At 71.9% G+C, this 26,822-nt stretch carries 24 protein-coding genes; 11 read left to right on the top strand and 13 right to left on the bottom strand.

The genetic code is table 11. From position 1 onward, the window contains the following. Window positions 1–48: 48 nt before the first annotated feature. A complete protein-coding gene (locus tag ACZ52C_RS32740) occupies window positions 49–1,089 on the top strand; it encodes an Acg family FMN-binding oxidoreductase (RefSeq protein ID WP_469078163.1) in 1,041 nt (346 codons plus the stop codon). A gap of 155 nt (window positions 1,090–1,244) precedes the next feature. After that, a complete protein-coding gene (locus tag ACZ52C_RS32735; RefSeq protein ID WP_469078162.1) occupies window positions 1,245–1,715 on the top strand; it encodes a cupin domain-containing protein in 471 nt (156 codons plus the stop codon). Between the two features lie 77 nt (window positions 1,716–1,792). Here the strand turns inward: ACZ52C_RS32735 and ACZ52C_RS32730 are convergent, their stop codons facing one another. Together ACZ52C_RS32730 and ACZ52C_RS32725 are read right to left on the bottom strand one after the other, a co-directional pair. Beyond that, on the bottom strand, window positions 1,793–2,248 hold the full coding sequence (locus ACZ52C_RS32730; RefSeq protein ID WP_469078161.1) for a pyridoxamine 5'-phosphate oxidase family protein: 456 nt from the start codon (window positions 2,246–2,248) through the stop codon (window positions 1,793–1,795). Window positions 2,249–2,377: 129 nt separating this feature from the next. After that, window positions 2,378–3,085 carry a CBS domain-containing protein gene (locus tag ACZ52C_RS32725; RefSeq protein WP_469078160.1) on the bottom strand — a complete coding sequence of 236 codons (708 nt, stop codon included), beginning with the start codon at window positions 3,083–3,085 and terminating at the stop codon, window positions 2,378–2,380. Window positions 3,086–3,368: 283 nt separating this feature from the next. Between ACZ52C_RS32725 and ACZ52C_RS32720 the strand changes: the two genes are divergently transcribed. Both ACZ52C_RS32720 and ACZ52C_RS32715 read left to right on the top strand, forming a co-directional pair. Continuing rightward, a complete protein-coding gene (locus ACZ52C_RS32720) occupies window positions 3,369–5,744 on the top strand; it encodes a glycoside hydrolase family 65 protein (protein ID WP_469078234.1) in 2,376 nt (791 codons plus the stop codon). A gap of 183 nt (window positions 5,745–5,927) precedes the next feature. Next, window positions 5,928–6,446 carry a flavodoxin domain-containing protein gene (locus tag ACZ52C_RS32715; protein ID WP_469078159.1) on the top strand — a complete coding sequence of 173 codons (519 nt, stop codon included), beginning with the start codon at window positions 5,928–5,930 and terminating at the stop codon, window positions 6,444–6,446. Between the two features lie 31 nt (window positions 6,447–6,477). Here ACZ52C_RS32715 and ACZ52C_RS32710 read toward each other — a convergent pair whose 3' ends face one another. Both ACZ52C_RS32710 and ACZ52C_RS32705 read right to left on the bottom strand, forming a co-directional pair. Further along, complete coding sequence (locus ACZ52C_RS32710; RefSeq protein WP_469078158.1) at window positions 6,478–7,146, bottom strand: DUF4389 domain-containing protein; 669 nt, start codon at window positions 7,144–7,146, stop codon at window positions 6,478–6,480. 35 nt (window positions 7,147–7,181) lie between these two features. Then, a complete protein-coding gene (locus ACZ52C_RS32705; protein ID WP_469078157.1) occupies window positions 7,182–7,469 on the bottom strand; it encodes a DUF1876 domain-containing protein in 288 nt (95 codons plus the stop codon). 916 nt (window positions 7,470–8,385) lie between these two features. Here ACZ52C_RS32705 and ACZ52C_RS32700 point away from each other — a divergent pair. The 3 genes from ACZ52C_RS32700 to pntB all read left to right on the top strand — a co-directional run bounded on the left by ACZ52C_RS32700 (window position 8,386) and on the right by pntB (window position 12,570). Further along, entirely contained in the window at window positions 8,386–9,255 is an 870-nt protein-coding gene (locus ACZ52C_RS32700; RefSeq protein ID WP_469078156.1) for a universal stress protein, read from the top strand. A 321-nt stretch (window positions 9,256–9,576) separates the two neighbouring features. Then, window positions 9,577–11,133, top strand: a complete 1,557-nt coding sequence (locus tag ACZ52C_RS32695; protein WP_469078155.1) for a Re/Si-specific NAD(P)(+) transhydrogenase subunit alpha — start codon at window positions 9,577–9,579, stop codon at window positions 11,131–11,133. A gap of 6 nt (window positions 11,134–11,139) precedes the next feature. Next, window positions 11,140–12,570 (top strand): Re/Si-specific NAD(P)(+) transhydrogenase subunit beta, encoded by a 1,431-nt coding sequence (pntB, locus tag ACZ52C_RS32690; RefSeq protein WP_469078154.1) that lies wholly within the window; start codon window positions 11,140–11,142, stop codon window positions 12,568–12,570. Window positions 12,571–12,638: 68 nt separating this feature from the next. Here pntB and ACZ52C_RS32685 read toward each other — a convergent pair whose 3' ends face one another. Then, window positions 12,639–13,511: a hypothetical protein gene (locus ACZ52C_RS32685; protein ID WP_469078153.1), complete on the bottom strand. Its 873-nt coding sequence runs from the start codon at window positions 13,509–13,511 to the stop codon at window positions 12,639–12,641. A 274-nt stretch (window positions 13,512–13,785) separates the two neighbouring features. Between ACZ52C_RS32685 and ACZ52C_RS32680 the strand changes: the two genes are divergently transcribed. Next, window positions 13,786–14,178 (top strand): VOC family protein, encoded by a 393-nt coding sequence (locus tag ACZ52C_RS32680; RefSeq protein WP_469078152.1) that lies wholly within the window; start codon window positions 13,786–13,788, stop codon window positions 14,176–14,178. 70 nt (window positions 14,179–14,248) lie between these two features. On the opposite strand, the gene katG is transcribed toward ACZ52C_RS32680, so the two are convergent. The 6 genes from katG to ACZ52C_RS32650 form a co-directional block, all read right to left on the bottom strand. Next, window positions 14,249–16,438, bottom strand: coding sequence for a catalase/peroxidase HPI (gene katG, locus ACZ52C_RS32675; RefSeq protein WP_469078151.1), 2,190 nt, complete (start codon window positions 16,436–16,438; stop codon window positions 14,249–14,251). Between the two features lie 121 nt (window positions 16,439–16,559). After that, window positions 16,560–17,216: a CoA transferase subunit B gene (locus ACZ52C_RS32670; protein WP_469078150.1), complete on the bottom strand. Its 657-nt coding sequence runs from the start codon at window positions 17,214–17,216 to the stop codon at window positions 16,560–16,562. After that, entirely contained in the window at window positions 17,213–17,968 is a 756-nt protein-coding gene (locus tag ACZ52C_RS32665; RefSeq protein WP_469078149.1) for a CoA transferase subunit A, read from the bottom strand. The genes ACZ52C_RS32670 and ACZ52C_RS32665 overlap by 4 nt, the downstream gene beginning before the upstream one ends. Continuing rightward, entirely contained in the window at window positions 17,965–19,161 is a 1,197-nt protein-coding gene (gene fahA / locus ACZ52C_RS32660; RefSeq protein ID WP_469078148.1) for a fumarylacetoacetase, read from the bottom strand. Before fahA ends, ACZ52C_RS32665 begins: the two co-directional genes overlap by 4 nt. Then, complete coding sequence (locus ACZ52C_RS32655) at window positions 19,158–20,036, bottom strand: hypothetical protein (RefSeq protein WP_469078147.1); 879 nt, start codon at window positions 20,034–20,036, stop codon at window positions 19,158–19,160. Before ACZ52C_RS32655 ends, fahA begins: the two co-directional genes overlap by 4 nt. Further along, window positions 20,033–21,214 (bottom strand): homogentisate 1,2-dioxygenase domain-containing protein, encoded by a 1,182-nt coding sequence (locus ACZ52C_RS32650; RefSeq protein ID WP_469078146.1) that lies wholly within the window; start codon window positions 21,212–21,214, stop codon window positions 20,033–20,035. Before ACZ52C_RS32650 ends, ACZ52C_RS32655 begins: the two co-directional genes overlap by 4 nt. A gap of 229 nt (window positions 21,215–21,443) precedes the next feature. Between ACZ52C_RS32650 and ACZ52C_RS32645 the strand changes: the two genes are divergently transcribed. Then, a complete protein-coding gene (locus ACZ52C_RS32645; RefSeq protein ID WP_469078145.1) occupies window positions 21,444–22,115 on the top strand; it encodes an IclR family transcriptional regulator in 672 nt (223 codons plus the stop codon). A gap of 243 nt (window positions 22,116–22,358) precedes the next feature. After that, window positions 22,359–23,564, top strand: coding sequence for a 4-hydroxyphenylpyruvate dioxygenase (hppD, locus tag ACZ52C_RS32640; protein WP_469078144.1), 1,206 nt, complete (start codon window positions 22,359–22,361; stop codon window positions 23,562–23,564). A gap of 112 nt (window positions 23,565–23,676) precedes the next feature. Here hppD and ACZ52C_RS32635 read toward each other — a convergent pair whose 3' ends face one another. Then, complete coding sequence (locus ACZ52C_RS32635; protein ID WP_469078143.1) at window positions 23,677–24,363, bottom strand: TetR/AcrR family transcriptional regulator; 687 nt, start codon at window positions 24,361–24,363, stop codon at window positions 23,677–23,679. A 53-nt stretch (window positions 24,364–24,416) separates the two neighbouring features. Between ACZ52C_RS32635 and ACZ52C_RS32630 the strand changes: the two genes are divergently transcribed. Next, window positions 24,417–25,541, top strand: a complete 1,125-nt coding sequence (locus tag ACZ52C_RS32630; RefSeq protein WP_469078142.1) for an FAD-dependent oxidoreductase — start codon at window positions 24,417–24,419, stop codon at window positions 25,539–25,541. Window positions 25,542–25,623: 82 nt separating this feature from the next. Here ACZ52C_RS32630 and ACZ52C_RS32625 read toward each other — a convergent pair whose 3' ends face one another. Then, window positions 25,624–26,793 carry an NAD(P)-binding domain-containing protein gene (locus tag ACZ52C_RS32625; protein WP_469078141.1) on the bottom strand — a complete coding sequence of 390 codons (1,170 nt, stop codon included), beginning with the start codon at window positions 26,791–26,793 and terminating at the stop codon, window positions 25,624–25,626. Window positions 26,794–26,822 lie beyond the last annotated feature (29 nt).

The following is a 26,822-nucleotide window of genomic DNA, read 5'->3' as shown; positions in this document are numbered from 1 at the left end:
ACGCATGGGGTCGACACCGGAGACCGGACACCTTGCCGGGAGGTTGCGATGATCACGCGAGAGCTGGACACGAGGACGGTGACCGATCTCGTCGCCGACGCCACGGCCGCACCGTCGATGCACAACGCGCAGCCCTGGCGCTTCCGCTTCCTGACCGAGGAGCGGGTCCTGCTGCTGCGCGCGGACCTCGGCCGGGCCATGCGCCGCACCGACCCCGACCACCGGGCGCTGCACATCGGCTGCGGGGCGGCGTTGTTCAACCTGCGCGTCGCCGCCGCACACGCCGGGCTGTCCCCGCGGGTCCGTTTGCTGCCGGACCCGGGCGACCCGCAGGTGCTGGCCGCAGTCCACCTGACCGCCGTTCATGTGACCGCCGCCCACGAGGCGGCCGCCCCTGCGGAGGACCACGGGGGGCCGACCCCGCACCAGCGAGACCTGGCACGGCTGTATCCCGCCCTCCACCGGCGGCACACCAGCCGGTATCCCTTCGACGACCGCGACGTCCCCGAGGACGTACGGTCGCGGCTGCGCGCGGCCGCCGCCGAGGAGGAGGGCGAGCTCTCGTTTCCCGGCGCCTGGCACCTGGACACCGTTCTGGAGCTGGTCCGGGACGCCGAGAGCCGCGACACCCTGGATGCCGGGGGCAGGGAGGACCTGGAGCGCTGGACCCGGCTCGGCCCGGAGGCCGACATCGCCGTCGACGGCGTTCCCGAGTACGCCTTCGGCCCGCGCCGACGGGAGGGCCGGGCACCGCGCCGGGACTTCGCGGGCCGACGGCTGGTGGCCGACCGCGGCACCACCGCCTTCGAGACCAGCCCCCACCTGGCCCTGCTCTACACCCGCGGTGACACTGCCCTCGACTGGCTGCGCGCCGGGCAGGCCCTGGAACACGTCCTGCTGGAGGCCACGACGGCCGGACTGGCGAGCTCGCTGACCTCCCACCCCCTGGAGAACGCCGACCTGCGCCCGCTCGCCCGCGACCCGGTCTCCGGCCGGGGCCACGTCCAGATGGTGCTACGCCTCGGCTACGGCCCGCACGGCCCGACCACCCCGCGCCGCCCCGTCCGGGACGTACTCGACATCGTGTGACCGGCCCCCACTGGACACGCCGGACCGCCGGACCGCCGGACTGCCGGAGCACCGGGCCGCCGAGCCGGACCAGGCCCGAAGCTCACGGACCACCGTTCATCGGCAGATGCCACCCCGGGAGCCGCGCCGGACGGTTCCCGGGTCAGGATGTCCCCATGACAGATCATCAGGCAGCCGCCACCCCGCAGCCGTTGCTGCGCCTTCCGGAGGAGGGTGAGTGTCTGGACGTGGCCGGGGTGACCCACTTCTTCCGGCTCACCGGTGAACACACGGAAGGGCGCTTCGCCTTCGAGGAGTTCAGCCTCGCGGCGGGCACCGTGGGCGCGCGACCACACGTGCACGACGGGCACGACGAGTACTTCTACGTCCTCGAGGGCGAGCTGACACTGCACACCGGCGACGGCGAGATCACCGTGGGCCCCGGTCATCTGCTGGCCGCGACCCGCGGCACACCGCACGGCTTCCGCAACGCCGGCCCGGCCCCCGTCCGCGCCCTGTGCCTGTACACCCCCGCCGGGTACGAGAACTACTTCCGCGACGTCCACGCCGCGGTGAGCGCGGGGGCCGAGGTGACCGACGAACTGCTGGCCGAGTTCCGCAGCCGGTACCGGACGCGAAGCCACTGACGCCGCCGGACGCGTCCGCCGGGGCCGTCCGTCCGGTCGTCGGCGGTGCCGTCCCCGCCGGTGTCAGACGTCCGGTGTCAGGCGTCGGCCTCGACCGCCGTGAGGCGGATGCCGGTGATCAGGTCCGGGCGGATGCGGACCGCGTGGTCCATGGTCCCGCTCACCCAGGACTGCAACAGCGCCCGGTAGCGGGCCAGTTCCTCGGGATCGGTGACCGGGCGGGCGTAGCCCGTGACGACGACGCTCCAGCCGAGATGGGTCTCCGGGTCGATGGCGTCGGCCTCGTACGCCACCACGACGCCCGGGTCGTCCGCCTCCTGGGCCCGCGCGGTCAGCGCCGTGCCCTCATGGGTGCGGATGACGATGTCGCCGTCGTCCAGCACATGGTTGACGGGGCGGACGGTCGGCAGGGCGTGCCGGGTGAAGACGATCCGCCCGAAGGACACACTGCCGAGCAGCCGCAGCGCCTCGTCGCTGTCGAGGTCGACCGAGCGCCGGGGCTCGGCGGCTGAGTGGTGATTGATGATCGGCATGGTGATCTTCCGCGCGGGTCGGTGGGCGTGTTGCGGGTGGGTGGGGTGCCGCGAGCGGGTGGGTGTGCCGACGGGTTTCGGCTCGGGGCCCTCCATGGAATGCCCCGGGCGATGGCCACGGCGCAGCGTTCAGCTCGCCAGCTGGGAGCGGCGCGACCCGCCCGGTTCCGGCTCGGGCGACGAGTCGGTGTCGTCGATCCGATGGTTCAGCTCGGCGGAGACGTCGACCACTCCGTCGACGCCGGCGCACAGCCGCACCACGATCGGGACCAGGGACTTGCGCTCGACGGTGCCCCGGAGCGTGACCCGTCCGTCGACCACCCGTACGAGGATCGCGTCGGACGCGATGCCCAGCGTGCGCAGCAGGACGTCCCCGTTGATCTCCTCGCGGATGGCGCGATCGCCGCGCAGGAACACACGCAGCAGATCGGCCCGGCTGATCAGCCCGACCAGTCGGCCGGCCTCGTCGACGACCGGCAGCCGCTTGACCCGGTACCGCTCCATGACCTGTGCGGCCTCCACGACGGTCCACTGCGGCCGGGCGGTCACGGCCGGGCTGGTCATCAGCCCGGCGGCCGTCGCGGCCTCCGCCTTCGCGCGGGCCGCGGGTTTCGGGTGCAGCACCGGCAGCAGACCGGCCGGATCCAGCTGCGCGGCCTCCTTGCGCAGCAGGTCCGCCTCGGAGACGACGCCCACGGGACGGCCGTCGTCGTCCACCACCGGTACGGCCGTGATGTCGTACTCGGCGAGCAGCTTGGCGATCTCCTTGAACCCGGTGTCGGGGTGCACCCGGACGACCGACGTGGACATGATGTCGCTCACCGTCCGGTGCCGCATGGCTCTCGCCTCCTGAGGACTCTCGTGCGCTTCCGGTTGTTGCCTTCGCACCCACTCTCCGCCCGCGCCGGGCGCGCCTCCATGGGCCGGTCGGCCCCGCTCGGGGACCTGCGGCCCCTGCTCCGGGTCCCCCGTCCGCCGCCGTGCCCGCGGCGCACCGGGCTCGGCGGCCCTAGGCTCGACACGACGACGGGACGCCCCCGGTCGCCGCGCGGCCCACGGCCATCGCGCGTCCCGCCGCCGAGGCGGCGGCCCCGTGGAGCCCGACGTGCCGGAGGACCGGATGCGCGACTGGATCTGGGAGTACCAGGGCTACGACCCCGAACAGGAGGGCCTGCGCGAGGCGCTGTGCACCCTCGGCAACGGCTACTTCGCGACCCGCGGCGCACTGCCCGAGTGCGGCGCCGACGCCGTGCACCACCCGGGCACCTACGCGGCCGGCTGCTACAACCGGCTCACCTCGCGGGTGGCGGGCCACCGTGTCGAGAACGAGGACATGGTCAACCTGCCCAACTGGCTGCCGCTGCGCTTCCGCCCCGCCGGCGAGGAGTGGCTGACCCCGGACCGCCACCGGCTGCTCGACCACCACCTGGACCTGGACCCGGGGACGGGCGTCCTGGAGCGCCGCTCCACGTACGAGGACCGCACGGGCCGCCGCCTCAGGGTGCGACAGCAGCGGCTGGTGCACATGGCCGATCCCCATCTCGCGGCACTGCGCACGGAGTTCACCGCCGAGGACTTCTCGGGCGAACTGGAGGTGGAGGCCGCCCTGGACGGCCGGGTGCGCAACACGGGGGTGGCGCGCTACCGGGATCTGGCGACCCGGCACCTCGTGCACGTCCACACCGACTCGGCGGACGCCGACACCGTCTGGCTGCGCTGCCGCACCAGCGCCTCGGACATCCGTATCGGCATGGCGGCACGCACGGTCGGCGCGACCGGCGAGACGTCCGAGGCCCGCCACCAGGGGCGGCGCGCGGTCCAGCGCTTCCGCCTGGCCCTCGTGCCCGGCCGGACCGTCACGGTGGACAAGACCGTCGCCCTGTTCACCTCCCGCGACCCGGCGATCGACGACCCGCTCCGCGCGGCCGTCGACCGGGTCGGCCGCGCAGCCGGCTTCGAGGAGCTGCTGGAGTCCCACCGCACCGCGTGGGACCTGCTGTGGCGCCGGGCGGACCTGGAGGTGCCGGGGGAGGCGGGCCGCATCCTCCGGCTGCACCTGTTCCACGTGCTGCAGACGCTCTCCCCGCACACCGCCGACCTCGACGTCGGCGTCCCCGCGCGCGGGTTGCACGGCGAGGCCTACCGCGGACACGTCTTCTGGGACGAGCTGTTCGTCCTGCCCTATCTGAACCTGCACTTCCCCGAGGTCTCCCGCGCGCTGCTGACCTACCGCCACCGGCGCCTCGGACGGGCCGTGGCCGCGGCCGGGGACATCGGGCGGACCGGGGCGATGTACCCCTGGCAGAGCGCGAGCGACGGCCGTGAGGAGACCCAGCGGTTCCACCTCAACCCGCGCTCGGGGCGCTGGCTGCCCGACCACTCGCACCTCCAGCACCACGTGGGGTCGGCCGTCGCCTACAACGTGTGGCGGTACTACGAGGCCAGCGGCGACACCGAGTTCCTGCACACCAAGGGCGCCGAGATGCTGCTGCAGATCGCCCGCTTCTGGGCCGACGCGGCCACCTGGGACGAAGACCTGCGCCGCTACCGTGTCCGGGGTGTCGTGGGGCCCGACGAGTACCACGAGGCCTACCCGGGCGCCGACCGGCCCGGTCTCGACGACAACGCCTACACCAACGTCACCGCGGCCTGGGTCCTCGCCCGCGCCGGTGAACTGATGGAGACGCTCCCGCGGCCGCGCCGCCGCGAACTCGCCGACCGCACCGGCTTCGACGACGGCGAACGCGAACGCTGGGAGGACGTCTCCCGCTCCCTGCACGTGCCGTTCCACGACGGCGTCATCAGCCAGTTCGAGGGGTACGGCGAACTCGCCGAACTCGACTGGGCGGCGTACACGGCGCAGTACGGCGACATCCGGCGGCTGGACCGGATCCTGGAGGCCGAGGGCGACACCGTCAACCGCTACAAGGCCTCCAAGCAGGCCGACGCGCTGATGCTCGGCCATCTCTTCTCACCCGCCGAACTGCGCGCCCTCTTCGACCGGCTCGGGTACCGGCTGGACGACGAGACCTGGCGGCGCACCGTGGACCACTACCTGAGCCGCACGTCCCACGGCTCCACGCTCAGCGCCCTCGTGCACGGGTGGGTGCTCGCCAGGGCACGGCGCGCCGAGGCATGGAACTTCGTCCAGGAAGCGCTCGTCGGGGACATCGCCGATCTGCAGGGCGGCACCACCGGCGAGGGCATCCACCTGGGCGCCATGGCGGGCACCCTCGACCTCGTACAGCGCGGGCTGACCGGACTGGAGACGCGCGGCGACACGCTGCGGCTCGACCCCGTACCGGTCCCGGAGCTGTCCGCGTACGGGTTCTCGATGCGCTACCGGGGCCACTGGGGCGTGCGGCTGCGGCTGCGGTCCGGACAACTGCACATCACCGTGCCCGACTCCGACCGTGCCCCCATCACCGTGGCGCTGGCCGACCGCACCGTCTCCGTCGCACCGGGGGAGTCGCGCACGCTCACCCTGCCGGACTGACCGAGGACCGCCGGCCCCCTCCACCCGGGGCCGACCGGCCCCCTGCCCGCCCCGGACGGCCCATGGCTTCACCCGCCGATCCGCCGGATGCTCGTAGTGGACGAACTCGCCTGGCGACCGGACGACGCGCATGTGATGTGCGACGCGCGCGGAGCCCGCCGCCGTGAAAGGAGGCGTACCGCCATGACCCTCCACGTCCTGGTCGCCTATGGGACGACCAACGGATCCACCGCCCGGATAGCCGAGACCGTCGCCGAGACACTGACCGAGGAGGGGCTGACGGCCGAGGCCCGCCCCGCCGAATCCGTCGTCAGCCTGCTGCCGTACGACGCCGTCGTGGTCGGCGGCGGGCTCTACGCCGGGCGCTGGCAGAAGAACGCCCGCCGGTTCCTTCGCCGGCACCGCCGCGAGCTCCCGCAGCGCCCGCTGTGGTTGTTCAGCAGCGGTCCCCTCGACGCCTCCGCCTCCGAGCGGGACATCCCGCCCGTGCCCGGCGTGCGCAAGGCCGTGATCCGCTTCGACGCCCGGGAGCACATCACCTTCGGCGGCTGCCTGGAGGAAGGCGCCAAGGGCTTCATCGCCCGCCGGCTCGTGGAGTCCGGCAAGGGCGGCGACTTCCGTGACTTTCCCGCGATCGAGGCATGGGCACGCCGGATCGCGAAGGAACTTCCGGGGACGCCGCAGGAGGCGAGGAAACGCTGAACGCGCGGCCGGACCTCGATCCTCTCCGCGGTCATGGCCGCGTCCCAGGCTCCCTGCCGCCCTGGTCGAGCCGGAAGGGCGGGTAGACGTCCGTGAGCAGCGAGGTGTACGCGGCGACCCGCAGCACCCACCGGTCCAGACCGACCACCAGATCGAAGATGCCGCGCGGATAGACACCGGTGAAGAGCAGGGCCACCCCGGCGAAGAACGTCAGGAGCGCGATGAGCCCTCCCGAGGTCCAGGCGACGTGGACACCGCCGCCGATGATGCCCAGCACCAGGTAGTGGGGGATGGCCAGGAGCCACCACTTCACGAGGACCAGCCCCCGGGACAGCTGCTCGGGGTACGCCACGTCCAGGTGCGCCGGGTAGTCCGCCACCTCGGCGAGGGTGAAGGGCGGGTAGCGGTCGGTGCCGAGGGCGCCGTACGTGTAGAAGGCCACGCGCCAGCTCCAGCGCAGGACTCCGGTGCTGAAGTCGAACAGGGGGCGTGGGTAGCGGCCGGTGAACAGGATGGCGAAGAAGGCCACGACTCCCACCAGCACGAACGCCACCCAGAGGAAGACCAGGACGACGTAGTGGGGGAGCGCGAGCAGCCACTTCACCAGCCACAGCCAGCGGGACAGCTGTGGGTCGCAGGTCGCGGTCAGCCGGACCGGCTGGACCGGACCCACACTCGGCGGGGCTGTTTCCGATGCCATGGTTCTCGGTCCTTTCCCGATGTCGCGAAGCGGGCCTACACAGGCCAGCCGACGGGCGGGGGCTTGGTCGGTCGCGCGGCACCCATGCCCTCGATGTCCCGCTCGGCGGCCCCCATCAGCTGCCGTGCCAGGTTGTTCAAGGCGCGGCCCGCCGCCAGCTCGTCACCGATCTCGGGGACGTCGGTGTCCGCGGGATGACAGTGCGCGGAGCCACGGCCGACGAGCCTCGTCGTGCCGGTGTCCAGTACGAGTTGGGCCTCGGTCGTTCCCTCGTGGTCCTCGATGAGACGCAGACGGATCTTCCATTCCGACGTGTGCGGCATCGTGCTCCTCCACTCGGCAGGGCGTGGACGACGGCTTCGGCACCGGGCGGGCGTCGTACTCCACCAGTTTGGACGCGGAGTCCGGATACGGCGCGTCCGCCCGCGACCCCGACACGCGCGCGTGTCACCGGCGGAAGCGTCCCGACCACGGCGGCCCGACCCGGTCCCAGTCGGCCTCCCCCCGCGCGTACCGTCCCCGGTCCAGCAGCCGGCGCGTGCCCGACCGGACCGCCAGCAGCCGCGGGCCACGCCGAGGGCCGCCATGCCGCTCGCCAGCCACTCGCTCGCCCTCGCGTTGAGCCGGTTCATCGGCGGCGAGGCGGGACGCCCCTCGCGGTCCAGCCGGGCGAGCTGCCTCGCTGCGCTGTTGTCACGATCGAGGTCCTCCGCCAGCCGGGCGGTGATCCGGTGGCGGTCCGCCGTCCGCACCTGGACGGTTCTCATCGACGGGCGATACACCGTCGTCCCCGCGCTTATCGCCCGAACCCGCCGACGTCCCAGGCTGGGACCAGCACGGGGGGACGACCGGCTTGCCGCGGGAGGTCGAACCAGGACCGCACAGGGACCGTCGTACACGCCGGGGTCACCCTCTCCGCGCGACGCGCACCCGGCCGGGGGCGCCAACCCTCTCCGACGCAGGGGCCGAATGTCCCCGACGTGGCGCGCTTCGGCCCCGGCGAGGTCCTGGCGAGGTCCCGGCGAGGTCCTGGCGAGGTCGGCTCCGCCGCCGGACCCGCGTTCTGCGAGTGCTCGTCCTTGGTCCACATGCGAGACCGGGGGGTTTGGGGTACTCCTCGAAGGAGGGAACGCAGTACCCGCTCGGCATGTCGACCAGGTCCGGGCCGGGTGGTCCAAGGGATGCGTTCGCCGTCGTCCGCCGGCGTGTCCAGCTTCGTACGAGACGGAGGGCGCCGCCATGGAACAAGTCGTCACGGTGGGCCTGGACGGCTCACCCGAGAGCCTCGCCGCGGCCCGCTGGGCCGCCGAGGAGGCCGAGAAGCGCAGGCTCACCCTGCGGCTGCTGCACGCGTGGCCGATGCTGGCGCCGGAGCCGCCCCGCGCCCCTTCCGAGATCGACCAGAACTACTGGGCGAAACGCCTCGTCCACACCGCGCAGGCGGAGCTGAGCACACGTCATCCGGGGCTCTCCGTCGTCGGCAGCCTGATCGCCGACGACGCCCAGGAGGCCCTGCTCCGGGCCGCCTCGGACTCCGAGATGCTGGTGCTGGGTTCACGCCGGCTGGGGTCCGCCGAGAGCTACTTCCTGGGTGACGTCAGCATGGCGGTCGTGGCGCGGGCCCGACGGCCCGTGACCCTGGTCCGCGCGGAGCCGACCACGGGGCAGCCGGCCCCCACCCCGGCGGCCAGGGTCGTCGTGGCGATGGACCTGCACGGGTCCAGCGACGACCTGCTCGACTTCGCGTTCCACAGCGCCGCGGCCCGGGACCTCCCCCTCCTCGCCGTCCACGGGCGCAGTGTGCCGTTCCACGCGCGCATGCCCTGGGGCGTCGACCACGGCGTCGGCGAGGAGCTGACGGGGGAGGCGCGGGAGGGGCTGAGCAGGGCGCTGCGGCCCTGGCGCGAGAAGTACCCGCAGGTGGAGGTGGAGGACAGCATCCGCCTCGCGAGCCCCGCCAAGGCCGTCGTGCACGCCGCCGAGGATGCCGCGCTGCTGGTCGTCGGGCGGCGTGTGCACCGGCACGGCATGACACACCATCTGGACCACGTGGCCCACGCGGCGATCCATCACGTACGGTGCCCCGTCGCGGTCGTCCCCCACGACTGACTCACCACTCGGTGAGCGATCCGTCCGCCGCCCGCCACACGGGATTGTCCCGGCAGGGCCGGGTGCCGATCTCGGTGGCGCGGCGAACGGCCCTCCAGCAGGTCGTTCCGCTGGCTGTCCCGGACGCCCATGCTCAGTCCCGGGATCACCGACGGGGACGGTGATCCCGGTGATCCCGGTTGCCCGGTTGCCCGGCTGTCCCGCTGCCCGGCCGCGATTGGACCCGTGGGCCCCGTATCCACCGCGCACCCACGGGGCATGGGTCAACAAGTGGGTCAGCGAGGCCCGGCACCACGACGTCCACGGGAAGAGAGACAGAGGATGGTCCAAGCGGAACCCGAACCCCAGAGCATCGGCGTCCCGGCCGAGTCCACCGCGGGCGAGACCAGGGTGGCGGCAACACCGGTCACCGTGGGCAGACTCGTCGCGCTCGGGTACGACGTGGTGGTCGAACCGGGAGCGGGGGCGTCGTCCCGCTTCTCCGACGCGGCCTACGAGGAGGCCGGCGCCCGGCTCGGCGACCCGTGGGCGGCGGAGATCGTGCTCAAGGTGAACGGCCCCTCCGGCGAGGAGATCGGCAGGTTGCGCGACGGGGCGACGCTGATCGCGCTGATCGGCCCGGCTCTCCACCCCGAACTGGTCGAGGAACTGGCCCGGCGGCCCCTCACCGTGCTCGCCATGGACGCCGTGCCGCGCATCTCCCGCGCCCAGTCGCTGGACGTCCTCAGCTCGATGGCGAACATCGCCGGATACCGGGCCGTCGTCGAGGCCGCGCACGCCTTCGGACGCTTCTTCACCGGCCAGGTGACCGCCGCCGGCAAGGTGCCGCCCGCCAAGGTCCTGGTGGCCGGCGCCGGCGTCGCCGGACTCGCGGCGATCGGCGCGGCCCGCAGCCTCGGCGCCGTGGTCCGCGCCACCGACCCCCGGCCCGAGGTCGCCGAACAGGTCCGCTCCCTGGGCGGCGAGTTCCTCACGGTCTCCGCCGCGCAGGAGGTCGGCACCGACGGCTACGCCAAGGCCACCTCGGACGACTACAACCGGCTCGCCGAGCGGCTGTACGCCGAGCAGGCGGCCGACGTCGACATCATCATCACCACCGCGCTCGTCCCGGGCCGGCCGGCACCGAGGCTCATCACCGCCGCCGACGTCGCGCGCATGAAGCCCGGCAGCGTCATCGTCGACATGGCGGCCGCCCAGGGCGGCAACGTCGAGGGCACGGTCGCCGGCAAGGCCGTCGTCACCGACAACGACGTGACGATCATCGGCTACACCGACCTGCCCGGCCGGCTCCCCGCCCAGGCCTCACAGCTCTACGGCACCAACCTCGTCAACCTGATGAAGCTGCTCACCCCCGGCAAGGACGGCCGTCTCGTCCTGGACTTCGACGACGTGGTGCAGCGCGCGATGACCGTGGTCCGCGAGGGCGAGAGGACCTGGCCCCCGCCACCGGTCCAGGTGTCCGCCGCGACCGCCCCGGCAGGGGCCCCGGAACCTGTGGCCGCGCTTTCGGAGACACCGGCGAAGCCCGCACGCCCCGCCTGGTCGGCGTACGCCCTCGTCGGCGCCGGAGCGCTCGCCCTGTTCCTGGTGACCGCCTTCTCACCGAGCGAACTCATCGGCCACTTCACGGTGTTCGTGCTGGCCATCGTCATCGGCTTCTACGTCATCGGCCAGGTGCACCACGCGCTGCACACCCCGTTGATGTCGGTCACCAACGCCATCTCCGGGATCGTGGTCGTCGGCGCGCTGCTGCAGATCGGGCAGGGGAACACCGCCGTCACCGTGCTGTCGTTCGCCGCGATCCTGCTGGCCAGTATCAACATCTTCGGCGGATTCGCCGTCACCCGCCGCATGCTCGGCATGTTCTCGAAGGGCTGATCAGGGATGACCACCGTCACGGCCGCAGAAGCCGCCTACGTCGTCGCCGCGCTGCTGTTCATCCTCAGCCTCGCGGGGCTCTCCCGGCACCGGACGTCCCGTTCCGGGGTCGTCTGGGGCATCACCGGCATGGTCATCGCCCTGGCCGCCACCGTCGGGCTCGCCTCCCGGACCATCACCGCCACCGGTCTCGTGCTGATCGCCGTCGCCATGGCCGTCGGCGGAGGCATCGGACTGTGGCGCGCCCGGGTCGTCGAGATGACCGGGATGCCCGAGCTGATCGCCATCATGCACAGCCTCGTCGGCCTCGCCGCCGCGTTCGTCGGCTGGAACGGCTACCTCGACGTCGACGCCGAACTCACCGGTTCCCTGCTCGGCATCCACCACGCCGAGGTGTTCATCGGCGTGTTCATCGGCGCTGTCACCTTCACCGGCTCCGTCGTCGCGTACCTGAAGCTCTCGGCCCGCATCGACTCCCGCCCGCTCACCCTGCCCGGCAAGCACGTCCTCAACGTGAGCGCCCTGGTCGCCTTCGTCGTGCTCACCGTCGCCTTCGTGGCCCGTCCCGGCATGGGCCTGCTCATCGCGGTCACCGTGATCGCGCTGGCTCTGGGCGCGCACCTGGTCGCCTCCATCGGCGGCGGTGACATGCCCGTCGTGGTCTCCATGCTCAACAGCTACTCCGGCTGGGCCGCGGCCGCCTCCGGTTTCCTCCTCGCCAACAACCTGCTCATCGTCACCGGCGCGCTCGTGGGCTCCTCCGGTGCCTACCTCTCGTACATCATGTGCAAGGCCATGAACCGCTCCTTCCTCTCGGTGATCGCCGGCGGCTTCGGCACCCCGGCGGCGGCCGACGACGGAGAGCAGGGCGAGCACCGGGAGATCAACGCCGAGGAGACCGCGGAACTGCTGCGCGACGCCTCCTCGGTGATCATCGCGCCCGGCTACGGCATGGCGGTCGCCCAGGCCCAGTACCCGGTGGCCGAGTTGGCCCGCAAACTGCGCGAGCGGGGCGTCGAGGTGCGCTTCGGCATCCACCCCGTGGCCGGCCGGCTGCCCGGGCACATGAACGTGCTGCTCGCCGAGGCCAATGTGCCGTACGACATCGTGCTGGAGATGGACGAGATCAACGACGACTTCCCCGCCACCTCGGTCGTCCTCGTCATCGGCGCCAACGACACCGTCAACCCGGCCGCCATCGACAACCCGGCCAGTCCCATCGCCGGCATGCCCGTGCTGCACGTGTGGGAGGCCGCCCATGTGGTGGTCTTCAAGCGGTCCATGGCCGTCGGCTACGCGGGCGTGCAGAACCCGCTGTTCTTCCGCGAGAACACCCAGATGCTCTTCGGTGACGCCAAGCAGCGGGTGGAGGACATCCTGCGCGGCCTCGACGCCCTCGACACACCCGTCCCGGAGATGGCCGGCACGACGCGCTGAACCGCGGAGCGCGGCCGGTGTCCCGGACGGTGGGTCGTCCGGGACACCGACCGGCACCACCGCACCGCTCAGTCGTCCCTGCCCGTGGTTCTGCTCGGCAGGCAGATCTGCCGGGCCCACAGGCCGAGCAGTGCGAGGCCGCCGACCAGCAGCGGTACCGGGTCGTCGGCCAGCGGCGCCAGCGCGTACCCCAGCGCCGACACCGTGCACACGGTCAGGGGGATGAACGCCGCGGCTCCCTCCATCCCCGAGCGCAGGATCGGCCGGCCGGCACCCAGCACGCTGGCCCCGCCGGGCACCCAGGGACCGACGGCGACGATCAGCAGTCCTGCGGCGCCGCAGAGGTCGGCCACCTGGAAGGACATCGCCTCCTCGCCCGGTGGTCCGACCCGCAGCAGGCGCAGGGTGTCGCCGATCAACATCAGGAACACCCCGACGATCGAGACCCACAGGGTGGCCTGCTGGTCGCCCCGTACGAGACGTCGCAGGGCCAGCAGGAAACCGAGGAACACGACCTCCGAGGTCCACAGGACGCCGAGCATGCCCGTCTCCGGCCGCCAGCCGTCACCGGACCTGCCCAGCAGCACCCAGCCGGCCATGAACACGGCGCCGGCCATGACGGCCCCGTCGAGGACGCGCCGCAGCCACGCCTGCCATCCCGTACCGGCATCCGCCGCGACGACCAGACCGGCCGTCCCCAGCCCGACCGTGATCGTCACCCCGGCGACCACCGCCCATCCCGTCAACCCCGGTGGATCCGGCGCCGGTTGCGGTTGGGCCGACAGGGCGACGAGTGAGGCACGATAGACGGCTCCGGCGGTCGCGGAACCCGCCACCAGGAGCAGACGGGTCCGCACGCGCCCGCGTGTGCCCCGGGCACGGAGCAGCAGGGAGAGGGTCAGCACCAAGCAGCCGACGGACGGTCCGAGGGACACGATCATCCACCCTCCCCACAGCCGGCCGGATCCCGACACAGACCGTACGAAACTCACGACGGCACCGAGTGGTGAAGTCGGCTGATTCACTCGTGTTGCGTAAGGAGGGACCGGTGGCCTTGCGCGCGCAGGCTCGCGGGGGACGCCGTCGCCGTCGCGTCGTGCGGGTGAAGGGCGCGCGACCATCCGGACGTCGACCGCGTGGCGCGCCGCCGGCCGTGGTGGGCGTGGTGTGCCCTGACGTTCTCGGGACGGCACACGCGTGAAGGAGACACCCGGCATGTTCGGAGAGACACAGGCGTTCAGTGGCTTCGCGGTCGACGACCTCGGCGAGGCCCGCCGGTTCTACGGCGAGACCCTGGGGCTGAGGGTGGAGGAGTCGGGGCAGGGCGACATGCGGATGCTGATCCTCACGCTCGGCAGCGGCGCGCGTGTCTTCGTCTACCCGAAGGAGACGCACACCCCCGCGACCTTCACGCTGCTCAACTTCCCCGTCGACGACATCGACTCCGCCGTCGACGAACTGCGCCGGCGCGGCGTGGACCTGGAGCGCTACCCCGAGTTCGAGCACGACGAGAAGGGCATCGTGCGGGTCGGTGAGGGCGGCCCCGCGGCGATCGCGTGGTTCACCGACCCCGCCGGGAACGTCCTCTCCGTGCTCCAGGAGAACTGACCGACAGGGCCGTGGGGGTGGGGGCGCCGCGGCTGGTCCGGGCCCCACCGCCCCCCGGTCTCCGGGACCGTCAGGCCAGGTCGAACCGGTCGAGGTTCATCACCTTGTCCCACGCGGCCACGAAGTCACGCACGAACTTGGGCCCCGCGTCCTTCGCCGCGTAGACCTCCGACAGCGCTCGGAGCTGGGAGTGCGAGCCGAAGACCAGGTCGACCGCGGTGGCGGTCCACTTGAGTTCGCCGGTGGCGCTGTCCCGGCCCTCGAACACGTTCTCGTCGGACGTGGACGCCTGCCACTCCGTGCCCATGTCCAGCAGGTTGACGAAGAAATCGGTGGTCAGGGTCTCCGGCCGGTGGGTGAAGAGGCCGTGCGGGGAGCGCCCGAAGCCTGTGTTCAGCGCGCGCATGCCACCGACCAGCACGGTCATCTCGGGAGCCGTCAGCGTCAGAAGGCTGGCGCGGTCCAGCAGCAGGGTCTCCGGCGACAGCTTCTCGCCCGCCCGGAGGTAGTTCCGGAACCCGTCGGCCCTGGGTTCCAGCACGGCGAACGACTCCACGTCGGTCTGTTCCTGCGTGGCGTCCGTGCGCCCGGGTGCGAACGGGACGGTGATGTCGTGACCGGCGTCGCGTGCGGCCTGCTCGACGGCCGCGCACCCGCCGAGGACGATCAGGTCGGCCAGCGAGATCCGGGTGCCGTCGGCCCGAGAGCGGGCGAAGTCGTCCCGGATCCGTTCCAGGCCCCGCAACACCTCCGCCACCTCGGGCAGTTGGTTGACCTCCCAGTCCCGCTGCGGCGCGAGCCGGATCCGGGCGCCGTTGGCCCCGCCCCGCTTGTCGGTGCCGCGGAAGCTCGCCGCGGCCGCCCAGGCGGTGGTGACCAGCTGGGAGACGGACAGCCCCGAGTCGATGATCGTGCGCTTCAGCGCGGCGACGTCCGCGTCCCCGACGAGCCGGTGATCGACCTGGGGGACGGGGTCCTGCCACAGCTGCGGCTCGGGGACCCACGGGCCGAGGTAGCGGGCGACGGGCCCCATGTCACGGTGCAACAGCTTGTACCAGGCCCTGGCGAAGGCGTCCGCGAGCCTGTCCGGGTTCTCGTGGAAGCTCTTCGAGATCGGGCCGTAGACCGGATCCACCTTCAGCGCGAGGTCCGTCGTCAGCATCATGGGAGCGTGGCTCCTCGACGGATCGTGGGCGTCGGGCACCGTGCCCCTGGCCGAGGGATCCGTGGGGGTCCACTGCTTGGCACCGGCGGGGCTCGTCGTCAGCTCCCATTCGTAGCCGAACAGGTTGTCCAGGTAGCCGTTGTCCCACCGGGTCGGCGCGGAGGTCCAGGCGCCCTCGAGTCCACTGGTGAGCGTGTCGGAGCCCTTGCCGCTGCCGTAGCGGTTCCGCCAGCCGAGACCCTGCTGCTCGACGGGCGCCGCCTCGGGTTCGGGGCCGATGTGCTCGGGGTCGACGGCGCCGTGGCACTTGCCGAACGTGTGGCCGCCGACGATGAGCGCGACGGTCTCCTCGTCGTTCATCGCCATGCGCCCGAACGTCTCGCGAATGTCCCGCGCGGCGGCCAGCGGATCCGGATTGCCGTTCGGGCCCTCCGGATTGACGTAGATCAGTCCCATCTGCACGGCACCGAAAGGAGCGGAGAGTTCCCTGTCGCCGCTGTAACGCTCGTCCCCGAGCCAGATGTCCTCGGGCCCCCAGATGATCTCCTCGGGTTCCCAGATGTCCTCGCGCCCGAATCCGAATCCGAACGTCCTGAATCCCATGGACTCCATGGCACAGTTACCGGCGAAAACCAGAAGATCGGCCCAGGAGATCTTCTGTCCGTACTTCTGCTTCACCGGCCACAGCAGACGACGCGCCTTGTCGAGGCTCGCGTTGTCCGGCCAGCTGTTGAGGGGGGCGAAGCGCTGCGCGCCGCTGCCGCCCCCGCCCCGGCCGTCGGCGATCCGGTAGGTGCCCGCCGCGTGCCAGCTCATCCGGATGAACAGGGGCCCGTAGTGGCCGTAGTCGGCGGGCCACCAGTCCTGCGAGGCCGTCATCACCTCGAAGACGTCCTGCTTCAGCGCGTCCACGTCGAGGGTCGCGAACTCGCGCGCGTAGTCGAAGTCCTCGTCCATGGGATTCGAGCGGGACGAGTGCTGGTGGAGAATTTGAAGGTCCAGCTGATTCGGCCACCAGTCCCGGTTCGTCCTGGGCCGGGTCGGCGTGGGGGTGGGGGAGGCGATTGCCGGGTTTTCGCTTTCGCTGCCGGACACGTCGTCCTACTTTCTGTCTCGGTGTTTTCCGCGCACCATGCCGATGAAGGTGAACTCGGCGTCCGTATGGTCGCGCACCGCAGACGGCACCGCCACGAAACACGCAGGGCACCCCCGAGGGTCAGCCCCGGACGGGAGCACCCGTCTTCCCGCGTACCTCGTCGAGGGTGACACCGGGCGCCAGTTCCACGAGTCGGCACCCCTCGTCGGTGATGTCCAGCACCGCGAGGTCGGTGATGATCCGCTGCACCACGCCCTGCCCGGTGAGCGGCAGGGTGCACTCCTCGACGATCTTGTGGGAGCCGTCCTTGGCGACGTGCTCCATGAGGACGATCACCCGCTTGGCACCGTGGACCAGGTCCATCGCGCCGCCCATCCCCTTGACCATCTTCCCCGGCACCATCCAGTTGGCCAGGTCGCCCGCGGCGGAGACCTGCATGCCCCCGAGCACGGCGGTGTCGATGTGGCCGCCGCGGATCATGCCGAAGCTGCGGGCCGAGTCGAAGAACGACGCCCCGGGGCCGACGGTGACGGTCTCTTTGCCGGCGTTGATCAGGTCGGCGTCGACCTCGGCGTCGACCGGGTAGGGGCCCGTGCCGAGGATGCCGTTCTCGCTGTGCAGCGTGACCCGGACGCCGTCCGGGAGGAAGTTCGGGATGAGCGTCGGCAGGCCGATGCCGAGGTTGACGTACTCACCGTCCCGCAGTTCCCGCGCCGCGCGCTCGGCCATCCGGGACCGGGACCAGCCGGTCCGCCGCTCGCTCGTGGCCTCGCTCATGCCGCACTCTCCCTGACGGTCCGCTTCTCGATGTGCTTGGTCTGCGGGCCGGTGTGGACGATCCGCTGGACGTAGACGCCGGGCAGGTGCACCTCGGCGGGGTCGATCTCACCGGGCTCCACCAGTTCCTCGACCTGGGCGACGCAGATCCGCCCCGCCATCGCGGCGAGCGGGTTGAAGTTCATCGTCGCCTTGTTGAAGACGAGGTTCCCGTCGGTGTCGCCGAGCCGGGCGTGGACGAGCGCGAAGTCGGCGACGATGCCCTCCTCCAGCACGTACCGGCGGCCACGGAACTCGCGGACCTCCTTGGCAGGGGAGGCGACCAGGACCTCCCCGGTCCGGCCGTACCTCCAGGGCAGTCCGCCGTGCGCTACCGGGGTGCCCACGCCCGCGGGGGTGTAGAACGCGGGGATGCCGGAGCCGCCCGCGCGCAGCCGCTCGGCCAGGGTGCCCTGCGGGGTGAGTTCCACCTCCAGTTCCCCGGAGAGGTACTGGCGGGCGAACTCCTTGTTCTCCCCCACGTAGGACGCCGTGACCCGGCGGATCCGCCCGAGGCCGAGGAGGAGACCGAGGCCGATGCCGTCCGCACCGCAGTTGTTGGAGAAGACCTCCAGGCCGTCGGCCCCCTGCTCGGCCAGCGCCGTGATCAGGCGGTCCGGGATCCCGGAGAGCCCGAACCCGCCGACGGCGAGCGAGCTGCCCGCGGTGATGTCGGCGACCGCCTCCGCGGCCGAGGCCACCGTCTTGCTCATCGTGCCTCCCGCTTGCCGCCGGTGATCCGGCCGCGGGCCTCGCCGAAACCGATCCGGGTCCCGTCGGCGCCCGGGGCCGTGGCGGTGAGGACGACCTCGTCCCCGTCCTCCAGGAACGTGCGGGGCCGGCCGTTCACCGTGAGGGGCTCCTTGCCGCCCCAGGTCAGTTCGATGAAGGCACCCCGCTGCTCCTTCTCCGGACCGGAGACGGTGCCGGACGCGAACAGGTCACCGGTGCGCGACGGTGCGCCGTTGACGGTCTGGTGCGCCAGCATCTGGGCGGGGGACCAGTACATCGCGGAGTACGGCGGCCGGGAGACCACCTGACCGTTCCAGGCGACCGTGAGGTCGATGTCGAGCCCCCACGGCCGTGCCATCCGCAGATACGGCAGCACGGCCGGCTCCTGCGGTGGGACCGGCACCCGGGCGGCGTCCAGGGCGAGCAGCGGCACCACCCACGGGGAGACCGTCGAGGCGAACGACTTGCCCAGGTTGGGGCCGAGCGGGACGTACTCCCATGCCTGGATGTCGCGCGCGGACCAGTCGTTGAAGAGCACCACCCCGAAGATGTGCCGCTCCGCGTCCTCGGCGCCGATGGAGTCGCCCATGGCGTTGCCGGTGCCGACGACGAAGCCGAGTTCGGCCTCGATGTCGAGGCGGGTCGAGGGCCCGAAGACCGGTACGGAGTCCTGGGGGCCCTTGCGCTGTCCGGAGGGCCGGATGATGTCGGTGCCCGAGACGACGACGGAGGCCGCCCGCCCGTGGTAACCGACCGGCAGATGTTTCCAGTTGGGCATCAGCGGGTCGGGGTTGTCGGGCCGGAAGAGCCGGCCCAGGTTCGAGGCGTGGTGCTCGGAGGCGTAGAAGTCGACGTAGTCGGCGACCTCGAACGGCAGGTGCAGGGTGACCGCGCCCAGGTCGTGGACGGCCTTGGCGGGCACCTCGCCCCGCAGACGCTCGGTGATCTCGGCCCGGACCTCGGCCCAGCGGGTATGGCCCTGTGCCATGAAGGCGTTCAGGCTCGGCCGGGCGAAGACGTCGTCGTCCAGCAGCACGGCGAGATCGACGACGTGGTCCCCGTAGCGGGTCGCCACGCGTGGCTCACGGCCGGGCACCGAATAGACGCCGTAGGGCAGATTGGTCAGGCCGAACAGGGAGTCGGCCGGGACGGCCGGCCGGATGGAGCGGGTCATGGGGACACCTCGGTCAGGTCGGTGGTCGTCGCGGCGGGCAGCAGTCCCCACCCGGCCGCTTCGCGTACGGGTTCGGCGACGGAGCAGGTGCCGAAGGAGCGGAACAGCTCACGGACCCGGGGCGAGAGGGCGCGCACCCGCTCGGCGATCCGGTCACCGTCGCGGTCGGCCAGCAGCTCGGCCACCGTCGCCTCCTCGGCGCCCTGGAGGGCTGCGTCGGTGGCCACGAGCAGGTTGAGGAACCCGTGCTGTTCGAATCCGGTCTCCGGATCGGTGTTGCGGAGCGCGTGGTGCAGGCCCGCGGTCGCCTTGAACGCCACCCCGGACCGTGTCGCGGCCAGGACGGCCGCCGCGAGTTCACGCTCGTCGGGGTAGAGGTCGGCGTGTACGCCTCCGGTGCGGAACTTGGCCAGGTAGGGGGTCCCGGCGAGCGCGGCGAGCAGCGGCTCGCGCCGGGCGTCGCGCGGCACTTCGACGTAGACGGTGAGGGCGGTCGGGTCGTCGATCGCGTCGGCCAGGGCGGGTACGACCGCGTCCGCGGCGACCGTGTCGGGGACGGAGACCTCCAGCCCGGCCAGTCGCACGGCCGGGATCCGCCGCGCGGCGGCGAGAGCGTCCCAGGCACCCGGCAGCGGCACGGTCACCGAGAGGTCGAAGGACCCTTCGGCGAGGTCCGCGATCGCGTCGGCGAGCCGGTCGAGGTCCCGGGCGGCGAGGACGAACGCCCCGACCAGCGCGGCATGGGCGCCACGGGTGTGCGCCACATGGGCGGCGACGGCCTCCTCGAGGGGCAGGCTGCCGGGCGGGAAGACCGCCGCGTCGTCGAACAGACCGGCGAGCACCGGGGGGATCTCCGGAGGGCGTGGGCCGCTCATCGGTTCTGCTCCCAGGAGTGGACGTACGTCCCGTCGTCCGTCGCGCGGGCGGCCTCACCGAGTTGCAGCGGGCGGAAGGTGTCGACCATGACCGCGAGTTCGTCGAAGAACTCCGCCCCGATCGACCGTTCCATGGCGCCCGGCTGGGGACCGTGGGGGTGGCCGCCGGGGTGCAGGGAGATCGAGCCCTGCCCGATGCCGGAGCCCTTGCGGGCCTCGTAGTCCCCGCCGCAGTAGAACATCACCTCGTCGGAGTCGACGTTGGAGTGGTAGTACGGCACCGGGACCGACAGCGGGTGGTAGTCCACCTTGCGCGGCACGAAGTTGCAGACCACGACGTTGTGGCCCTCGAAGACCTGGTGGACCGGCGGCGGCTGGTGGACCCGGCCGGTGAGGGGCTCGAAGTCACGGATGTTGAACACGTACGGGTAGAGACAGCCGTCCCAGCCGACGACGTCGAAGGGGTGGTTCGGCAGTGTGTGGACGGTCCCCACGACACCGCCCGGCCCCCGGTGCTTGATGAACACCTCGACGTCCTCGCCCTCGACCGGCCTCGGCCCGTCCGGGAGGCGGAGGTCGCGCTCGCAGTAGGGCGCGTGCTCCAACAGCTGGCCGTGCCGGGACAGATAGCGCCGCGGCGGCCCCAGGTGCGAGTTGGCCTCGATCGCGTAGATCCGTACGGCGCCGTCCGGGACGATCCGGTACGTGGTCGCCCGCGGGACGATCACATAGTCCCCGTCGCCGGCCTCCAGGTCTCCGAAGACCGTCTCCACCCGGGCCCGGCCGTCCTCGACGTAGAGGCACTCGTCGCCGATGGCGTTGCGGTAGTAGGGACTGGCCGTGTCCGCCACGACGTACGCCAGCCGTACGTCCTCGTTGCCCAGCAGCAGCCTGCGGCCGGTCACCGCGTCGATGCCGGACCCGCCGTCCGGGAAGAGCTTGTGCGTGGAGAGGTGGCGGGGCACCAGGGGGTGATTGGGGACCAGGGACTGGTCGCCGAGGTCCCACACCCGGAACTCCCGCACCGCTGACGGGATGTGCCGGTGGTAGAGCAGCGAGGAGTCCGAGGAGAAGCCCTCCTCGCCCATCAGCTCCTCGTAGTAGAGGTTGCCGTCCGGGTCCCGGTGCTGGGTGTGACGTTTCGGCGGAACCTCGCCCGCCCGGTGGTAGTACGGCAAGTCTCTCTCCTCATGACTCGGAGGCGTGGAGCCGTGCGCGAAAAAAATGTGCGCTCAGCGCACACTTTTGTGCGATGGTGGCAACAAGGGCGAAGTTAGGTCCCCGGTGACAGCTCAGTCAAGGACGGCCGACGCCACTCGTCCGTGTGACGTGCCCTAACGTGGCGCCGGAAGAAGATCTGTCGGTTTCCGTGAGGGCCGGGTGCGGCCGCGGGATCAGGAGGCGTCGATGGCCACCCTGCAAGGCCTGGACCGTGGGCTCCGGGCCCTGGACCTGATCTCGCTGACGGCCGACGGTCTGACGGTGGCGGACCTGGCGGCGCGGCTGGAGATCGACCGGGCCATCGCGTACCGGATCGTGCGGACGCTGGAGGAGCACGCGCTGGTCTCCCGGCAGGGCAAGCGGGTGCGGCTCGGCGCCGGGGCCGCGACGCTGGCGGGGCGGTTCCAGCATCAGCTGGTCCTGGCCGCCCAGCCCGTCCTGCAGGAACTCGCCGACGGCACCGGCACCTCCGCCTTCCTGACGGTGGCGCACGGCGCACGGGAGTGCGTCCCCGTGGCCGGCGCCCAGCCGACCGTCCAGCACGGCCCCGTTCAGGTGGGCTACCGCATCGGGGTCCGGCATCCGCTGGAGCGCGGGGCGAACGGCATCGCCATCCTCGTGTTGCAGCCGCCCTGGCCGGACGAGCCGGAGGAGGTCGTGCGCGCCAGGGAGGCGGGCTACAGCATCACCTCGGGGCAGCTGCAACAGGGCGCCACCGGGATCGCGGTGGGCTTCGAGGTGCCCGGCGCGGTGGGCGCCTCGGTCGGCGTCGTGGCCATGCACGACTTCGACATCGACGCCGTCGCGGCTCGGGTGCGGGACGCGGCCGCGCGACTGGCGTCCCTCGGCAGGGCCTGACCGCGCCGACTCCCGGGCGGTCTCGCAGTGCGGCAGATCGGCCGTCCGTCGTGTCCGTCGGCTGATCCGGCAACCATGACCAGCACCCACGCTCGACTGGGCAGATTGTATATACGAGGCCTCGAAGCGGAGTGCAAACTGAGCAGCTTGAACAGCTCGGAAGGCAACTCTTGTGCAGGTGCGGGCGCCCGGTGTCTCCTGACCGCCACACGTTGGAGACAGGCACGCCGAAAGGGACGACGCATGAGTGTGGAAGAGACCCTCACGAGCCAGGAACGTCTGGCGGAGCTCGACCTGCAGCAGCTCAGGCAGCTGGTCGGCCTCGTGGAGTACGACGCACAGGGCGACCCCTTCCCGGTGACCGGGTGGGACGCCGTGGTCTGGTCGGTGGGCAACGCGACGCAGGCCTCGTCGTTCTTCCAGGTGGTCTTCGGGATGGAGCTGGTCGCCTACTCCGGTCCCGAGACCGGCAACCGCGACCACCACGCCTTCGTGCTCCGCTCCGGCGCCATCCGCTTCGTGCTCAAGGGCGGCGTCGACCCGGACAGCCCCCTGCTGGACCACCACCGCCGCCACGGCGACGGCGTGATCGACATCGCCCTGGAGGTGCCCGACGTCGACAAGTGCGTCGAGCACGCCCGCGCGCAGGGCGCGACCGTGCTGGAGGAACCGCACGACAGCACCGACGAGCACGGCACCGTCCGTACGGCGGCCATCGCCACGTACGGCGAGACCCGCCACACCCTGGTGGACCGCTCCCGCTACACCGGCCCCTACCTGCCCGGATACGTGGCCCGCACCTCGGGCTACGTGAAGCCCGACAACGAGCCCAAGCGCGTCTTCCAGGCACTCGACCATGTCGTGGGCAACGTCGAACTCGGGCACATGGACGAGTGGGTCGACTTCTACAACCGCGTCATGGGCTTCACCAACATGGCCGAGTTCATCGGCGACGACATCGCCACCGAGTACTCGGCGCTCATGAGCAAGGTCGTCGCCAGCGGCAACCACCGGGTGAAGTTCCCCCTCAACGAGCCGGCGATCGCGAAGAAGCGCTCCCAGATCGACGAGTACCTCGACTTCTACCGCGGCCCCGGCGCCCAGCACCTCGCCCTCGCCACCAACGACATCATCAGGACCGTCGACGTGCTGCGGGCCAAGGGCGTCGAGTTCCTCGCCACGCCGGAGAGCTACTACACCGACCCGGCACTGCGCGCCCGCATCGGCCACGTCCGCGTGCCCATCGAGGAACTGGCCGAGCGCGGCATCCTCGTCGACCGCGACGAGGACGGTTACCTGCTGCAGATCTTCACCAAGCCGATCGGCGACCGGCCCACCGTCTTCTTCGAGTTCATCGAACGCCACGGCTCCCTCGGCTTCGGCAAGGGCAACTTCCAGGCCCTCTTCGAGGCGATCGAGCGCGAGCAGGAGAAGCGCGGCAACTTCTAGCGGCCCAGGGCCCCTTCGACGCGACGCGGACCACCGCCGAACCCGGCGGTGGTCCGCGTCGCGTCGTGGCCGGTGCACAACGGCCGCTCCGCGGCTCGATACCGCGTCACCCCTATGGGCGGGGGAGGTGGGCGGACACGGCGTCGAGGACCCAGTCCAGGCCGGTCGTGAAGGACGTCTCGGCGTCCACGTCCGTGCCGTCGTACACGGCCTTGGCCAGCGCCGGGAAGCGGCCCGTGGCCAGCATGCTCGTCACATGCGGGCCCGAGGCGCGCTGCCACTCGCGCTCGGACAGGCCCGTGGCGCGCTCGGCCCGCAGATTCGCGATCTCGCGCCTGATGGCGCCGGTGACGTAGGCGCTGACCGTCTCCACCGCCCGCATGACGGTGTCGATGTCGGCGAGACGGACCAGGGGGGCCAGCGTGGCCTCGGTGACGGCGAGGGCGTTCGGCCCCAGGGTCGGGCGGCCGCCGAGCAGGTCGGCCAGCCACTCGTGACGAAGAGCGGTGCCCCTGGTGCGGTGCGCGAGGACGCTCAGCGCCTCCCGCCAGTCATCGGGCCGCTCCTCGGGCAGGATCTCGGCGTGGACCTCGTCCACCATGAGGTCGAACAGCTCCTCCTTGGTGGAGATGTATCCGTACAGCCGCATCGGGCCGGCGTTCAGCCGGGCGGCGACCTTGCGCAACGACACCGCCTCCAGCCCGCCCTCGTCGGCCAGTGCCAGGGCGGCGGCGACGATCCGCTCCCGGTCGAGCGGCACGGGGCGGGTCGGCGGCTCCGGTCGGTCCCAGACAGTCATGGCCACATCGTACTGTTGCCATGCGGCGTATCGAGAAAATACAGTGTATCGATATGAGACATCGCATCGCCGTGATCGGAAGCGGCCCGGCCGGACTGACCTTCGCCCGCGTCCTGCACCGCCACCACCACTCCGTCGCCCTCTTCGAACGCGACCCGACCCCCGACGCCCGCCCGCCGGGCGGCACCCTGGACCTGCACGCGGGCCTGGGCCAACTCGCCCTGGACAAGGCCGGGTTGCTGCCGGACTTCCAGGCGCTGTCCCGTCCCGAGGGGCAGGCCCTGCGCATCCTGGACCCGGCGGGGAACGTGCTGCGCGACTGGCGACCCCGCGCGGACGAGCGCGCCAACCCCGAGATCGACCGCGGGCAACTCCGTGACCTGCTGCTCGGCCCTCTCGAAGTCCGGTGGGGACGAGCCGTGACACGCGTGGTGCCGGGGCGCGGGACCGGCGCGGTGGTCCATTTCGAGGACGGCCGCCAGGAGACGTTCGATCTCGTGGTCGGCGCGGACGGCGCCTGGTCCCGGGTCCGCCCGGCCGTCTCGTCGGTGGTGCCGCACTACACCGGCGTCACCTCGGTGGAGACCTCCCTGGACGACGTCGACACCCGCCACCCCGACCTCGCCCGGCTGATCGGCGACGGTTCCATGGGCGTGTACGGCGTGAACCGGGCCCTCGTCGCCCAGCGCAACAGCGGCGGCCACGTCAAGGTGTACGCCCAGTTCCGCGCACCGCTGGACCGACACACGGATGCGGATCCGGCCGACACCGAGGCCGTACGAGCGAGCCTGCTCGCTCTGTTCGACGGCTGGGCCGCTCCCGTCCGCGACCTCCTGCGCCACGGCAGCGCTTTCGTCCACCGCCCCCTCCACACCCTGCCCGTCGCCCACACCTGGACCCACGTCCCCGGGGTGACGCTCCTGGGTGACGCCGCCCATCTGATGCCTCCGCTGGGGGCGGGCGCGAACCTCGCGATGCTGGAAGGCGCCGAACTCGCCGAGGCCGTCGCCGCCGTTTCCGGCCCCGGAGATCTGGACCAGGCCGTCCTCGCCTTCGAGGAACGGATGTGGGCCCGGGCCGAGACATGGGCGAAGATCACGACAGCGGGCCTGGAGCGTCTCGTGAGCCCGGATCCCACCCAGGCCCTGGCCCTCTTCGACGAGATCCAGCCGTCCTGACCACGGGGCGCGACGGCGGAGTCGCCTTCCCACCGGAGGCGCACCGGACGCGCGCCCACCGGAGCCGCGCCGAACACGCCCCTCAGTCCGCCACCGACACGAGCCGGTCCGGCCCTCCGCGCGGGCCCTCCCACTGCCGGAGCAGGCTGTTGACGGCCTGACGCCCCGCGCGGTTGGAGCCCACGGTGGACTGGGACGGGCCGAAGCCGACCAGATGTACACGCGGTTCGCCCGCCACCTGGGTGCCCCGCATGGTGATCCCGCCGAGTGCGTTGCGCAGCCGCAGCGGGTCCAGGTGCGCCAGCGCGGCCTTGAAGCCCGTGGCCCACAGGATCACGTCGACGGTCGTGAAGGAGCCGTCCGCCTCACGCACACCGCCCGGTTCGATGGAGGTGAACACGGGACGCCGCACCAGGACCCCGCGCTCCTTCGCCGCCACCGCGTACGGGGTCCAGCCCAGGCCGGTGTACGAGACGACGCTGCCGGTGGGCCTGCCCGCCGCCACGTCGTCCGCGACCCTGGCGATGATCCTGCGGCCCTCGACCTCGGGATGGAACCCGCCCTCCAGGAAGACGGGTTCGCGCCGCGTGTACCAGTAGGTGGTGGCCACGCGGGAGATCTCCTCCAACTGTTGCAGCGCCGAGATGCCCCCGCCGACGACGGCGACCCTGCGTCCCGCGAACCGGTCGGCCGACACGTAGTCGTGGGTGTGGAGCTGGAGTCCGGCGAAGGTCTCCTGCCCCGGACAGAGGGGGCGGACGGGGTTGGTCCAGGTGCCGGTGGCGTTGATGACCGCCCGCGTGATCCAGGTCCCCGCGCTCGATTCCACGGCCAGGTCACCGTCTGGGCGGTCGTCCAGCGGCCGTACCGCTGCGACGGTCACCGGTCGCAGGATCGGAAGGTCGGTCGCCTGCTCGAAGGCGGCGAAGTAGCGGGGCACGGCCGTACGGCTGGGTTCTTCGGGGTCCACCGGCGGCTGCGGGAAGTCGGGCAGGTCGAAGATGCCGTTGACGGTGTTCATCCGCAGCGACACCCAGCGGTGCCGCCACGCCCCGCCGGCCGCCGGTTCGGCGTCGAGCATCACGAAGGTCCGGGCACCGTCCGGGTCGGTCAGGGCGCTGGTGAAGCCGCGCCGCTTGAGGTGGTAGCCGGCCGAAAGACCGGACTGCCCCCCGCCGATGACCACGACCGTCGCCCGCCCACCGGCAGTGGGCGTCGGCCAGCCCGTCACCCGCCTCTCGTCAGCGCGCATCGCTCCGCTCACCCCCTTGCGGGAGCGCG

It is taken from the genome of Streptomyces sp. NPDC034049 (assembly GCF_055575575.1).
The sequence above is the reverse complement of the archived record's forward strand: the minus strand, read 5'-3'. Positions and strand labels throughout refer to the sequence as shown.